This is a genomic window from Selenomonas sp. (assembly GCF_052169755.1).
In the GTDB taxonomy this organism is placed as follows: Bacteria; Bacillota; Negativicutes; order Selenomonadales; family Selenomonadaceae; genus Selenomonas.
This window is the reverse complement of record NZ_JBQNBV010000006.1, coordinates 20,355-34,534: the sequence shown is the minus strand read 5'-3', so window position 1 is coordinate 34,534 and position 14,180 is coordinate 20,355. Positions and strand designations below refer to the sequence as shown.

At 56.7% G+C, this 14,180-nt stretch carries 8 protein-coding genes; all 8 read right to left on the bottom strand.

Annotated elements, in window-relative coordinates:
• Positions 1 to 3,579: O-linked N-acetylglucosamine transferase, SPINDLY family protein (locus tag ACTTKG_RS01175; protein WP_442672430.1), on the bottom strand; the 3,579-nt coding region annotated here is incomplete at its 3' end.
• Positions 3,554 to 5,938 (bottom strand): glycosyltransferase, encoded by a 2,385-nt coding sequence (locus ACTTKG_RS01170; protein WP_442672429.1) that lies wholly within the window; start codon positions 5,936 to 5,938, stop codon positions 3,554 to 3,556. The genes ACTTKG_RS01170 and ACTTKG_RS01175, both read right to left, overlap by 26 nt.
• The gene (locus tag ACTTKG_RS01165; protein WP_442672428.1) at positions 5,935 to 8,766 is read right to left on the bottom strand and encodes a glycosyltransferase; all 2,832 of its coding nucleotides are present in this window, start codon (positions 8,764 to 8,766) and stop codon (positions 5,935 to 5,937) included. Before ACTTKG_RS01165 ends, ACTTKG_RS01170 begins: the two co-directional genes overlap by 4 nt.
• 226 nt (positions 8,767 to 8,992) lie before the next feature.
• Positions 8,993 to 9,853, bottom strand: coding sequence for an Rpn family recombination-promoting nuclease/putative transposase (locus ACTTKG_RS01160; protein WP_442672427.1), 861 nt, complete (start codon positions 9,851 to 9,853; stop codon positions 8,993 to 8,995).
• 142 nt (positions 9,854 to 9,995) lie between these two features.
• Positions 9,996 to 11,309 carry a flagellin N-terminal helical domain-containing protein gene (locus ACTTKG_RS01155; protein ID WP_442672426.1) on the bottom strand — a complete coding sequence of 438 codons (1,314 nt, stop codon included), beginning with the start codon at positions 11,307 to 11,309 and terminating at the stop codon, positions 9,996 to 9,998.
• A 352-nt stretch (positions 11,310 to 11,661) separates the two neighbouring features.
• Positions 11,662 to 11,997: a hypothetical protein gene (locus ACTTKG_RS01150; protein ID WP_442672425.1), complete on the bottom strand. Its 336-nt coding sequence runs from the start codon at positions 11,995 to 11,997 to the stop codon at positions 11,662 to 11,664.
• The gene (gene fliS / locus ACTTKG_RS01145; protein WP_442672424.1) at positions 11,997 to 12,446 is read right to left on the bottom strand and encodes a flagellar export chaperone FliS; all 450 of its coding nucleotides are present in this window, start codon (positions 12,444 to 12,446) and stop codon (positions 11,997 to 11,999) included. The genes ACTTKG_RS01150 and fliS overlap by 1 nt, the downstream gene beginning before the upstream one ends.
• 24 nt (positions 12,447 to 12,470) lie before the next feature.
• Positions 12,471 to 14,180, bottom strand: a complete 1,710-nt coding sequence (gene fliD, locus ACTTKG_RS01140) for a flagellar filament capping protein FliD (protein ID WP_442672423.1) — start codon at positions 14,178 to 14,180, stop codon at positions 12,471 to 12,473.

Below are 14,180 nucleotides of genomic sequence, written 5' to 3'. Positions count from 1 at the left end.
TTCCTGCGCCTTTTCCTGCGCCTTTTCGAGATAAAGACGCGCACGCGCACTTTCCTGCCGTTGGAGCGCCGCAAATCCCATGCTCATAAAAAGACGTTTAGAAGCGGCGTCAAGCGCCGCCAGCCGATCAGCTGCGGCAAGAAAGCGCCGCCAATCGCGGGCGGCAAAGGCTTCGTCCGCTTCCTTTTGCAGCTTTGGCACGAGCTTTCTGCGCATCTTCCGGCTGTCCTCGCCCAGCCAATGCGCCCAGATCTTTTCGTATGCCGCTTCTATCTGCACCATATAACGCGCCGCATCCATCAAGGGCGAGGCTTCCATGCGCGTGCACAGCGTGCGGCGCAGGACGGCGAGCCTTGCCGTATCGGCGGCAAGCGCACACGCCTTCTCGACATATTCCTCATCCGTATGCGCACAGCAGATGTCGGCAAGACCGATATTCGTCAAAATGCTCGCACCAAAGCGTGCGCCGTGTCTCGCACCCGTGCGCGTGACGACGGGCACGCCCATATAGAGCGCGTCGCAGGTCGTGCCGCCGCCGGGATACGGGTAGGTGTCGAGCGCGACGTCCACATCGCCGTAGGCGGCGAGATATTCGGCAGTATGGCCTTCCGTCTTGACGCGCGAGAGGTCAATGCCCGCCGCCGTCAAGCGGCGAAGCGCCGCCTCCCTGCCGTCCGCCGCATCGAACACCGCCGTCTTGAGAAAGAGTCGCGAGCGCGGCACGGCAGAAAGAATCTTCGCCCAAAGGCGCAGCATCCGCTCCGTGACCTTTGCGAAATTGTTGAAGCTGCCGAAGGTGATGAAGCCCTTCTCTTTCGCCGGCAGCGGCGCGATCTTAGATCGCTCGCCCGCACGGCTCGCACGGTAGCAGAGATGACTTTCGGGCAGGCGAAGAAGCTTCTCCGTGAAGCAGTCGTCGTTTTTTCCATGCGGGTCGGTATGCACGTCCGTCAGGAAATAATCGACCGTCGAAAGCCCCGTCGTATCGAAGTAGCCGACGCCCGAGATCTGCACGGGCGCAGGACGCAGCGCGAGCACGGGAAGCGCATTGTTCGCACTGTGTCCCGAAAGATCAAAGAGAATGTCGATCGCATCGGCGCGAATCTTTTCCGCGATCTCCGCCGCCGTCCGGCCGCCCACATAGCGCCAAGCCGACGCATGAGAGGAAAGCTCTGCCGCCATCGCATTCTCCCCCGACAGCGAGTAGCCATAGACCTCAAATCGTTCCCGATCGAAGTGCGTGAAAAAGGCAAAGCTGAAAAGCGCGACGATATGAAAGCAAAAATCGGGAGAAATGTAGCCGACGCGAATCTTTTCGCGCCGACTGCGCGTATGCCTGATCGGCGGCACATCGGCAAACAGCCTGCCATAGCGGTGCGCCGCATCGAGCATGAAGCGCGGCTCGCGCTCGACGTAGTGCAGGGCAAATAAGTAGTTGCTCCAAGCAGACGCCCTGTCTGCCTGCGTCTCTGCAATGTCGAACGACGCTTTCTCCGCACGCAGAGCCTCCTCTACCTCGCCGATGCTGCGTCGAATGCGTGCGATGAGATTGTAAGCGAGCGTGCGCTCGCTGTTTGCCAGAGAACCGAGCGAGAGCGCACGCTGCGCATCATCGAGCGCCTCGCACCAGCGTCCAAGCAAAAATACGGCGCGTGCATGCAAAAGCAGCCCGAAACCATCTTCCCGCTCGGCAAGATAGAGCTGCGCCGCCCGCTCGGCGTTTTCTCCTTCCTCAGCATCAATGTAAAGCCCCGCCGCAAGCCGCCATACCTCGCGCGTCGCCTTGCCTGCGGCGAGGAGCGCATCGGAGGCAGCAAGCGCCTGCCGCAAATCCCCCGCAGCAAAAAACCGTTTGAGCGCGGTGGAAAGCCGCACGCACGCCTCCGGCGAAAGCGCAGGATCCGCCGCGTCAGACGCAGCAAGCGCAGCTTCGTAGCCGGCTTCGAGCGCAGCCGTATAAGAAGCGGCGTCCATCAAAGGAGATGCTTCCATCATCGACCGAAGATTCTTATGCAGCGCGGCGAGCAGCTCCGTATCCTGCGCAAGCGCCGCCGCTTTCTCCACATACTCCGCCGCATCCCGCGCCGCCAGGTCCTGAAGCCCCAGATTGGCGAGAATGCTGTAGCCGAAGCGCGAACCGTGCGAATCGCCGCGCAGCGTGACGACAGGCACGCCCATATAAAGCGCATCGAACGTCGTGCCGCCGCCGGGGTATGGGAAGGAGTCGAGCGCTATATCGACGTCATGGTACTCATGCAGATATTCGCGTGTGTCGGGACGCAGCTCGACGCGCGCAGCATCGACGCCCGCCGCTTGCAGCCGTGCAAGCGCAGCGGCGCACCCCTCTTCGCTCGAAAAAGCGGCGGACTTTAAGAGCAGCCGCGACGCAGGCACGGCTTCGAGAATCTGCGCCCATGCCCGAAGCGCCTCGTCGGACGCCTTGGCAAAAGCGTTGAAGCTGCCAAACGTCACGAAACCGCGCGCAAGGCACGGCAAAGCACCCGGCAGCGGTGCATCTGCCGCTGGCGTATAGCAAAGGTGCGTATGCAAAAGGGCAAGCAGTTTCTCCGTGAAAAACGGCGCGTTCCTCATGCCTGCCGGCGCTCCATCGAGCCACACATCGCCGATCATATAATCGACGGCAGAAAGCCCCGTCGTCGCGAAATAGCCGATGCCCGACATCTGCACGGGAGCGGGGCGGTACGCCAGCACGGGAAGCGCCGTGCCGCGCGTATGTCCCGCAAGATCTACGAGAACGTCAATGCCGTCCGCATAGATGCGCCGCGCCGCATCCAAGGCCGAGAGCGGCGAGATATTGCGCCAGACGTCCACGAGATGCATGATGCGGCGGCTTTCCTCGTCCTCAGGACCGTTCTGATAGCAGTAAACCTCGAAGCGCTTCGCATCGTACTTCGTGAAAAGTGCCTCAGCAAAACGCAGGACGACGTGGCGGCGCAAATCGGGGGAAATGTAGCCGATGCGAATCTTGCGCCGCTTTTGCAGGCGGCGATGGATGAACGGCTGCACGTCGCGGAATAGTTCTCCATAGGCACAGTGCGCGCGGTACGCTTCTTCGGGCGGTACACGCAGGAAATGAAGTCCGAAGAGGACGTTGCTCCATGCCGTCGCACGGCTGGCGGGATCTTCTGCGGCGGCAGCCGCTTTTTCGTACGCAGCCGCCGCTTCCTCCGCCAGCCCCAAGACCCGCGCCGTCTGCCCGAGCAGATTGCAGACCTTCTCGGCATAGGCAGGCGCAAGTGCGCCCTCGCGCTGCAGCAGCGCGAGAAGCGCATCACGCGCAGAGAGAAACTGCCCCCGAGCGAAAAGAATCCGCGCCGAGAGGAACGCACCGTAGACCGACTGCGGCTCCTTCTGCAGGAGCGACGCGACCAGCGGCTCCGCCCCTGCATAGTCGCCAGCCTCGATGTGGATGCTCGCGGCAGCGCCGAGCGCTTCCGTCTCTGCCGCAGCATCTTTCGCCAGCTCGCGCACGGCGTCCATTGCGCCGTCAAAATCGCGCACAGCGAGGCGTGCGCCGATTCTCTCGCGCAGCCTATCCTTTTCCTTTTCGCTTGCCATGCGTCCGCTCCTTTTTCTTCATCTTCTCCAACATGCGCCGCACGCCGCGCATCGCCTCTTCGTACGCCTGCCAGTAATCGCCCGCCGCCGCACGGTCGAAGCGGTCGCGCTCCGTCAGATACTCACCGTACAGAAGTTCGAGCGGCTTTCGATACTCTTCCTCCGTCTTGAGGTATACGCGGCGGCGATAATACTCATCAATGATTCTCAACCATTCCAAACGGCTCAAAAGGATGACCCCCGCCTGCTGACCTTCCTGTCCTTCGTGACGGCGATAGCAGCTCAAGGGTTTCTGGAAGAAAATGCAGTCGCCCTCTTCGAGCAGCTCCAACCACATCGCCACGTCAGAAATCGTCTTGTAGCCTCGGCTCTCCGCATTCCAGTAATGGTGCTTGAGGTCATCTCTTCGAAAAAGCACAGCCGACGGCTCGCCGAGGAAATTGCGCCAGCCGAGCAGCGTCTCCTTGCCAACGATCTCGCCGGCAAATACGGAATAATCCGCCTCGCTTTCAGGCACGCACGCCGCATACGGATTCGGCTGCATACGTCCCTCGGCGTCGATCAAGGCGCGTCTCGACGTCACGAGCTTCGCCGCAGGATTCTCGCGAAACGCCTGCATCATCCGCTCGATCTTGCCGTCGAGCAAAATGTCATCGTCCATCAACCACTGCAAATATTCACCGCTCGCCAGATGTTCAAACGGCGCGAAGTTCTCCTCCTTCGTCTTTGCGTCTCTGTTTCGATGATATTGCAGGCGCGAATCGCCCAAATATTTCTCGATCAAAGCTTCCGTCGCCTCATCCGTACTGTTGTCGCAGACGATGATCTCAAGATTTTCATACTTCTGCCGCAAGGCGCTCTGAAGAGCCAACTCAAAAAACTGCGGACGGTTATACGTCGGAATCAGAATACTGACGCGCGGCAGCGCCTTCATGCGCCAACGATTCTTATACATGTCGCTGAGAAGGATGGAAGCGCTGTCCGTCTCGGGCAGACTGCCCTCGGCTCCCTTCGCCTCGGCAAGCAAGGCGGAAAAGCTCTTGAGCCGCGCCGAAAGTTCCATCGCCGCTGCGTCCATGCGCCCTGCCGCCGCATAGAGAAGCGCCTCATCGCGCTGTCCGGTCGGCAAAAACCGCGCGTAATAAAGCAGGACAGGCGTCAACGTGCGTGCGCGAAGAGCCGCCACGATGAACGGCGCGTCCTTCTCCTTATCATAGAGCGTATCAAAAAGAGCAATGACATCTGTCGGCTCCTGTCCCGCGAGCGCATCATAAAGCGCAAGAAAGAGATTCGTATCGTAAGGATACTCTTTGACCGCACGCAGGAAAAGATCAAATGCCTCGGCAGGACGCCCCTGCATCATCTCAATCTTTCCGAGCGCAGCGCAGACAAAAGGAAGCATCTGCAGCGAATTATCCGCACGAAGCGAGACAGGCGCCTTCTCCTTGAGCTTCATGCCGCGGCGGAACATCCTTTCCGCCAGCAAATAGTCGCACTCTTCCCAAGCCAACAGCCCATATTCCATAGGGAACTCCGCGAGATCCGGATACTTTTCCATCGCCTCTTGCAATACGGGCAAAATCTCTTCCTTCGGCCGCTTTTGCGCGAGCAGCGCACGCACAAGCCCCCAATATTCAGCGCCCTCGCGACCTAGGTAGACGATCCCGCTCGCCATCGCCCTTCTTGCGCATTCAGCCGCCTTGGCAAAGTCCCCCAAGCCATAGTAACAGTCCATGTAATGCAGCGCATCGTCGGCAGATTCCCCCTCGGCCGCTTCCCTTTGCCGCAGAAACGCAAGGTTGCGTTCGAGCTTTTTGCGGATAAGATGCTGCGAATAACCCGTATGAAAAATCACCAGCTCGGATGTCGCAAACATCTCGTGCTGCGCCTTGCGCCTATCGACAATCCGCTCATGAATCTTCCCTTCATAGCGAAGATCGGGGCTGTTCTTGAAGATGCGCAGCTGGAAGATGGCGCCTGTGAAACGATTGCCCTGATCCTTGTCGATGTTGATGAGACGGCAGATCACACCGACGAGGGGCTTCGGGCTATGTTCCACCTCCGCCAGCATCGGGCGCACTTTGCCAATGGTCTGCGGACTGAAATACTCGTCGGCGTCGAGGAAAAGGATCCAATCGCCCCGCGCCTTATCCAAGGCGCAGTTCTTCGCAGCAGAAAAGTCGTTTTGCCACGCATGGTGAAAGACGCGTGCGCCCGCCGCCTTCGCCAGTTCAACGGTGCGGTCGGTCGAGCCGGTATCGACGACGATCATCTCGTCAGCGAGCTTTTTCATCGAAGTGAGCCATGTGCCGATATTCTCTTCTTCGTTCTTTGTGATCACGCAAGCGGAAAGCTTCATGCCATGACCTCCTTCATCCACGCTTCATAAGCGGCAATATCCTTCGCCTGAGAGCCCATCTCCCGCGCACGGGAAAAGGCTGCACGCGCCGCCGGAGCATCGCCCGCGCGGTAAAGCGCAACACCCGCATCATGCCAGAACGCAGCGTCGGCTGCGGCTGCGTCCGCCGGGATATCCGCAAAAAGCACGCACGCCGCCTGCCACTTCTCCTCCGTCAGAAGGACGGCTGCCGCCTCACGCTTCTTCTCCGGCGTCATATCGGAAAGCAGTCGTACATAAAGAAGCAGCGCATCCTGCGGCAGCCTCTTTACGAGCATCGGCAAAAACGCCGCACAGGAATCCCAAAGCTCCGCAGCAAACGGCTCTCCCGTCTCATAGCAATGCAAAATCTCCTGCATCGACGGCAGAAGCGGCTGCATCTGCGCCGCATACGCACGCAGAGGATGTCCCTGCGCCACAGACTGCAAGAGGACACAGAGCAGCTCCTGCATCGTCCCCACGACGTTCTTCATCGCCTCACCCGCCATGCGCTGCCAGTCCCCTGCCTGCCAGGCAACAAGGCAATCCGCTTCAGGCAGGCGCTCGCCGAAGAGCGCCGTCAGCTCCGCCGCCGCATCAGCGGCAAGTTTCGCCTCTCCGGCAGACATCGCCCAGCGTGCAAGATAGCACAGAGCCTCCGCCGTATGCGGGAAAAACTCGCGCAAAGTTTCGCCGCATGGCACGCCAAAAAGTCTCTGCCATGAAGCGAGCGTCTCCTCGCTGAACGGATGCAGACGCAAAGAGGCGGCAAGCGCCGCCTTCGCCTTTTCTCTCTCGTCGAGTGCAAGATAAATCTCTCCCAGGCGACGCCATGCGACAGGGGCGAACGCAGCAAAGCACGATGCCTGCCATACAGCGCCCGTTTCACGCCCTGCAAGAGAAAAAGCGTGTTCAAACGATGCGGCAGCCGCTCTGAGCTTCCCCATCGAAGAGAGGATCATGCCCTGCTCTGCATAGAAATCCGGCAAGTCGGGAAAATCTTCCATCGCCTTCTGCGCCAAAGCAAGCATATCTTCCGCTGCCATCTTGCATTCCCGCATCGCATACAGCGCCGTCTTATACATATCGCTGTCGCTGCCGACAGCCGTCGCTGGAGAATCGAGCGCCAAAACGGCATAATAAAGCGCTTTCTTCCAATCGCGAAAAGCGATGTAGCAATCTGCCAGATAGCGATAATGCCCGGGCTGCTCGCCATTCTTTTCGATGTCCGCCTGCAAGAGCGCGAAGTTCCTCTCGATCTTCTTCATGACGCGGCCCGAAGAGTAGCCGAGATGATAGACAAGCAGATGTTTCTTTTCCAGCTTGATCTCAAGCTGCCCTTCCCTCTTTATGACCATCTCATGAATACGCCCGGAAAAGGCGATATCCGCACGACGACGAAAAAGCCGCACGGTCGGAAATCGCTGGATCTCCTTGAAATGATCGTCCTCGTCAAGATTCGCAATCGTCAGCATCACCGCCTCGATCATCGGCTGCTCAACAGAGAGTGCCGCAAGGTACGGACGCACGATCTGCGGCTTCGCAAAATACTCATCGGCGTCGAGAAACGCGACCCACTCGCCCGTCGCATGAGAAAGCGCTTCGTTCTTCGCCGCCGCAAAATCGTCGCGCCATACATAATCGCAGACGTATGCGCCTGCGGCTTCGGCAAGCGCCTTTGTCTCATCCTCCGACCCCGTATCGACGACGATGCGCTCGTCGCTGTAAACCGCCGTATTCTCCAGCCAGCGCGGCATATCATGCGACTCATTCCGCGCGATGGTACACGCTGAAATCGTCAGCGTCTTTTCCTTCGCCACGATCTTTTGCCAAAGAGCCGCACGCTCCTTTGCTACGACAAGCATCGCCTCGTCAAATTCCATCGCCTCGCCGTCCTCCTCGTGCCTGGCATAGGCGCGAAAAGCTTCTTCCATCGCCGCGATCGCCTCAGAAAAATTCAGCTCACGCGCCAGATGCTCGGCATATTCGGCATGAAACTCCGGCAAAAGCGGAAAGTCGCGCCGCGCTTTCTCCAACACATGCGTGCGCTCCTCCCCCGCAGGCAAAGTGTATAGAAGCATACGATAGCAGCGGCTTGCGAAGAGTACAGGACGCGGCCCCCCCTCGATATCAAGCCGCGCATAGTGAAGCGCACGCTCCGTATCGCCGACACCTTCATACGCTTCGGCGAGATAACGATAGAGATCCTCCTCGTTTTCCGTCTGCTCCAATTCCCGCAAAAGAAGCCGCAGATTGCGCTCCGCTTTTCCCTTCGCTCGGCTCGCCGTATAGCCTGTATGAAGCAGCACAAGAGATGCCTCCGGGATAAACGCAAGGCGCAGTCCACCACCCGCGCGCTCGATATGCTCATGGATGCGCCCCGCATAGCGAATCTCGGGCGAACGACGAAAAGCACGCACGACATACGTGTGATTCAGGCGTTTTTCTTCCACACCATCGACATCGAGATTCACGATCTTCACGGCAAGCGCGTCGTAATCTGCCGCAGCTTCCAGTACAGCGCGGAGATTCCCGCGCGTTTCTGTGGAAAAGCGCTCATCGGCATCAAGAAATACGATCCAATCCCCTATGGCACGAGCGACCGCCTCGTTACGCGCCGCCGCGAAGTCATCGCACCACGCGCCTCGAAAGAGCTTCACCTTAGGCAGAGCCTCCGCGATGCGGCATGTATCGTCCTCAGATCCTGTATCATAGACGATGATTTCATCGACGCTCGCCGCTATGCTCTCAATGGATGCAGCAAGATTCGCACTCTCATTCTTTGTGATATAGCAAGCTGAGATTTTCATATCATACAAACGCCCCTTCAGATAAATCACCGAGCCTATACAGCCATTTCACGGACATATACAACTATCGAATCGTGTATCGTGATAAAACGCGAGAAACTTAACGTGACCTGCCCCGCTCCATACGACACACGCAAAATGAAAACTGCGATTCTGCCCACAAAAAGCAAAATCGCAGCATATATTTATGAATGTTTTGTCGTTATATCCCTAAGAAAAAGCGGGATCAAAGCAAACTGTGCATCTTACCAAGCTCTCTCACTCTTTCCAGCGAGAACTTCGACAGATGCGCGATTGTTTCAATCGGCATCTTGCCCCGCAGCATTTCCAGGACAATATCCGTTTTTCCTTGTGCCATTCCTTGTGCCATTCCTTGTGCCATTCCTTGTGCCATTCCTTGTGCCATTGCTTCTTTCGCAATATCTTTCGCAAAATTTTCCATTACTTCACTCATGAGCCTCGTTCCTCCTTCTGTTTCCTTAAGATACCGTACTCGTTCCGCCAACACGTCATAATACATATCCTCGGCTCGCGTACAATGAAAATCGTGCATCAGTCTGCCGAGCGGTGTAGTCAGATCCATCATAGAACTGTTGACATAAATGATATGAGATCCATCTTGAAAAGTTGTTTTGCTGCCTCTTATCATTCTTTCAATGACATACATCGACTGGCTCATACCCAAGACATCTGTCTCTGTGATGAAGATCACATACGATTCCGGCAGTCTGTCGTAATCTTCTCCCGAAAGCAAAGTATTGGCGTCCATAAGGCTGCTGTTATATCTTGCTCGCCGTTCTGCAGCGCCTTTGCCTCCGCGCTGAATTTCAATATTGAATTCCTGCTGATTCGCCCATGCATGGATGTCCAGTCGCACACTACGTCCTTGCAGATTTTTCAATGTATCTTGCGTGATCACTTTCGTTGCTCTAATATTCGGATTGCCTAAAATGATCTGCAGAACCAGATCGACACATTCCAAGTTGTCTTGAAATGCCGCCGTCATGAAATCATCATCAAGAAGGCGAAATCCTTCCAAGATCACCAGAAACTTCTGCCGCCACTTTTCCCTCTCGTCTCGCTCCACAACTTTCTCCTTATTTCTCCTGCTTGATTTTTCTTTATTATACTATGAAAACTCTTTTGCGCACAATAAAAAATCAACGCACAAAAAAGAACCTCCCCCGAGGGGGAGGTTCTTGATAGCTCTTGTTGTAATTCTGACGAAATTACTGGAGCAGGCTGAGAACGCCGGAGCTGGACTGGTTCGCCTGAGCGAGCATAGCCTGAGCAGCCTGCATGAGAACGTTGTTCTTCGTGTAGTTCGTCATCGCCCTTGCCATGTCGACGTCGCGGATGGTGGACTCGGAAGCCTGGACGTTCTCGCTTGCCGTCGTCAAGTTCTGGCTCGTGTAGTTCAAGCGGCTCTGAACAGCGCCGATCGTCGTCTGCTGGTCGAGTGCCTTGCTGATCGCGTTGTCAAGAACGTTGATAGCAGCGTTCGCCTTGTCGCGCGTGCTGATGTTCAGCGTAGCGCCGTCCGAACCCTGGAGACCGAGAGCCTGCGCACGCATATCGGTCATGCCGACGCGGATCGCCTGGTTCGCACGCGTGCCAATCTGGAAGTTCATCGAGTTGTCCTGCGAGTTATCCTGCGCACGAATCGTCTCGTTGAACGCATCAAGAACGGCGTTCGCGGACTTGTTGATGTTGCCCTGCGTATCCGTGATGCTGAACGTGATGCCGCCGATCGACTTGCCGACGCCCGTGCCTGCAGCGTAGAGCGAGATCGCGCTCTCGCCGGAAGCCGTGTAGACCGTGTCACCAGCGGCGTTCGTACCGATGATGGAGTTAGCACCGACATCCGTTGACATGCCGCCGATAACGCCCGTGCCCGTGAGGCGAGCGATGACCTCCTTGAGATTCTGCGTCGAGACCTTGAAGGTCGTCGTCTCCGTCTTGCCCTGGTTGACGTAGGAAACCGTGATCGTATCCTGCGAATGGATGTTGAGGTTGCGGCCCGTGCGGTCGAGCAGGCTCGTCATGACCGAGTCAGCTTTCGTCGCCGTGCTCATCGACTGGTTCGTGAACGTCGTCGTCGTAGCCGAGACCTTCTGGTTATGCGTGCCGTCGACGAGGTACTTGCCGTTGAACGTGATGTTCGCGTTGTCGTTGATCTGGTCGATGCTCTGGTTGAGCTCCTTCTGGATCGTCGCGCGGTCATCGTCGGTGTTCGTGTCGTTCGCAGCGTTGATGACCTTCTCCTTGAGGGTCTTGAGGATGTCAACCGTGCTCGAAACAGCGCCTTCAGCAACCTTCATCATGCTGTTGCCGTTCTGCGTGTTCTGGTTGTCCTGATCGAGCGAACGGATCTGGACGCGCATACGCTCGGAAATCGCATAGCCCGAAGCGTCATCGACAGCGCCGTTGATCTTCATGCCGGACGAAACCTGCTTGAGGCTCGTCGAGAGTGCGCTCTGATTCTTGTTCAACGTGTTCAGCGTGTTGACCGCCATCATGTTGTTCTTAACTACCAATGCCATTTGTCTTTTCCTCCCTGGTTGTTCCCATTTCTTCTTCTGCCGGGCATCCTTGTCCGGTGCTTGAGACGGCTGCGCCGTCCCCGCGCCCTGTGGCGCAAATAAGCAAAGCAGGCGTTTTCCGCTTTTGCTGCATGCCGCCGCTAGCTAGCTTCATGCAACGGGTTTATCGGAGACCCGCCTGGTTGCTGACGTCTGGTGAGCGGCAAGTCTTTCTTGCCTTTGCTCAATAAGTTTATCGGTGGGACGCTGATTTTTCTTAAGCGTTTTTTGAAACTTTTTTCCCGACGACGAAAATTTTTCTCTCGTTTACCTCTGCAAGCGCGCCGTCTTGGATGCAGCATCCCTGCAAAAGCTACATCTCGCGATTCACGAGGTGTCCGCTGGGGTCGAAGCCTCGGACCTCGTAATCGCGCACAGCTTCGTGCTGCGTGCGCGACTTATTCAGCCAGACTTTCGTATTGTAGATGAGCTGCATCTCCAGGGGCTTGATCTGTTCGAGGAGCGTGCGTCCTTCCTGCGTCACCTTGAATGCCTCTATGCTGCACTCTTCCATCTGTCTGAAGATCTCCGCCCTCTGCGCGTCGAGGTCGAGGAAGCGATCGACGTCGTCCTCCTTGAGGAACTTCAGCATCTCGCGTGAAAGTTCCAGATACAGACGCCAAAGCTCCTCGGGTGTGCGCGGCTCCATCACGCGCCCTCTTTGGGCGGCGTAGTCGATATTTCAGGCACGGGCGGTACTGCGCCTTCGGCTGTCTCACCCGTTTTTTCGGCGCGCGCCTTCTTCATCGCCTGCGCCCAAGCATCGCGAAGCTCGCGGATGATACCCGCCGCTTCGTCGATCTTTCCCGCATCGCTGTCCAAATTGCCCTGCACAAGGCAGTCGTAAACGTAGTTGTACAGCGGCAGGAGCTGGTGCGAGATCTCATAGTCAAAATCGAGCGTCACGCGAAATTCCGTGATGATTTTCTCCGCCTTGATGATCGAATTGTTCGCCGACTCGTAGTCCTTCTTCTCCAGAGCTTCTTTGCCTTCCGACATGAAGCGCAGCGCTCCGTTATAGAGCATGAGCGTCAGGGCCTCGGGCGTCGCCGTCATGATCTGCTGCCTTTTATATGCTTCCGCTGCTGCATTTACCATTTGTTTTCCCCCTGCTTTCCTTTATCATTTCGCGCCGAAAAGCGAGTTGTACATGCCGTTCATGCGCTGCAGAGACGCCTCCATCGCATCGTATTTCTTGTAAAGCTGATTTTGGAAGTCGTCCAAGAGATGCTTGAAGTTCTTCATCTTCTGCTTCTGCGAACGGATCAGATTTCCGAGCGTCGACGAATCGTCCCAGTCGGACTTCGTGCCTGCTTCCTTGCTGATCTCTTTCATGCTGTCCAAGGCGACCTTCGACAAGCGCATCGAGATGCCGGAGTTCTTGAAATCGTCTTTTTCATCCAAACTGCCGAACACGCGGTAGACGGAATCCGGATCTTCCGCCAGCGCCTTCTTGAGCTTGTCTTCGTCGAGCGACAAGTGTCCGTAGTTGTTGCCGACCTTCGTCGTGATACCGAGCGTCGATGCTGAATTGTACTTCGATTCAGCGGACGCTACAGGCGTCGCGACCGCCTCTCTCATCTTGCTGATGAGCCTGCCGAGATATGTGTTGTGGTAGAGAAGACCGCCCTTCGCCTTTTCGTTCCAGCGCTTGATCTGCTCTTCCGACATGCCCTTTTCCTGTTCCTTCGTCAGCGGGTCGTAATCCTTGTCGTGCTGGGTGTTGTACTGCTTTTGCAGTTCATCTATAAGCTTGTTGTAGCTTTCGACGAATTTCTTTACCCTATCGACGACGGCGTCTACATTCTGCGAGACGGATACGGTGACGGTCTGCCCCGGCTGTGTCTTGTTGAGGAAGTTGTAGGTGACGCCGCCTGCAACGAGGCGGTTTTCATCGACGACATACTCTCTGCCGTCGACCTTGACCTTGCCCGCCGTACCGCCGAACTTCTGCTCTGTGCCCTGCGTGAAGGCGGGCAGGTTCGTCAGGCTGTTCGTCGACTGGTCGAATTTTGCGAGGTGCAGGTTGTTCATAAGCTGCGTCGAACCTTTGTCGAGCGACTTGATGCTGACGACGTTCTTGGCTCCGCCGCTCTTGTTGTAGATGCTGAAGGAGCCCGTCGCTGCATCGTAGCTCGCGTTGAAGTTCGCCTTGTGAGCGACGTCTTTCGGTCCCTTCGGCGGACGTTTGGCGTTCTGTATACTGCTCGCAAGGTCGTTGAGCGTTTTCTTGTTCTCCACAAGTTCCTTGAACGTATACTTGACGTGATAGATGTCGTCCGCAGAAGCCGGATCTTTGTCTGTCAAGTCCATGTTGATCGCCGTGTCGCTCTCATTGACGATGGCATCCGTACCGTCGGCATAGTAGACGTGATACTTCTTCGTGCCGTCGGGATTCGTGCCTGCCGCTTCGATTTTCTTGAAGGCGATATCGGCAAGTTCCGTCGACTGCGCTTTTGCTGTGTTGTCCGACGAGCGCGTGATCGGCGCATTCGATACGAGATAGGCGTTGGACGCCAATCGCTCGACCGTGACCGTATGGCTCATGACGGATGCCGCGCCGTTTGCGTTGACCTTGACCGTCTTATCATCCGAGCTTGACGCGCTCTTCGCCGCCATATCAGACTGCTTCTTGTAGTTCGTCAGCTCAGAAAGATTGTATGTGTTGACCTTGTTGTAAAGTTCGTTGAGCGCGGTTTTCGTATATTCGTTCGTCATTTCGCGCTTATACATCTTGTCGTATTGATTCTGCTTTCCCTTCATACCCATCTTGACGAGTGATTCTACGTCAAGACCCGAGCCGGAAAGACCGTAAATTCCGTTTACACCCAT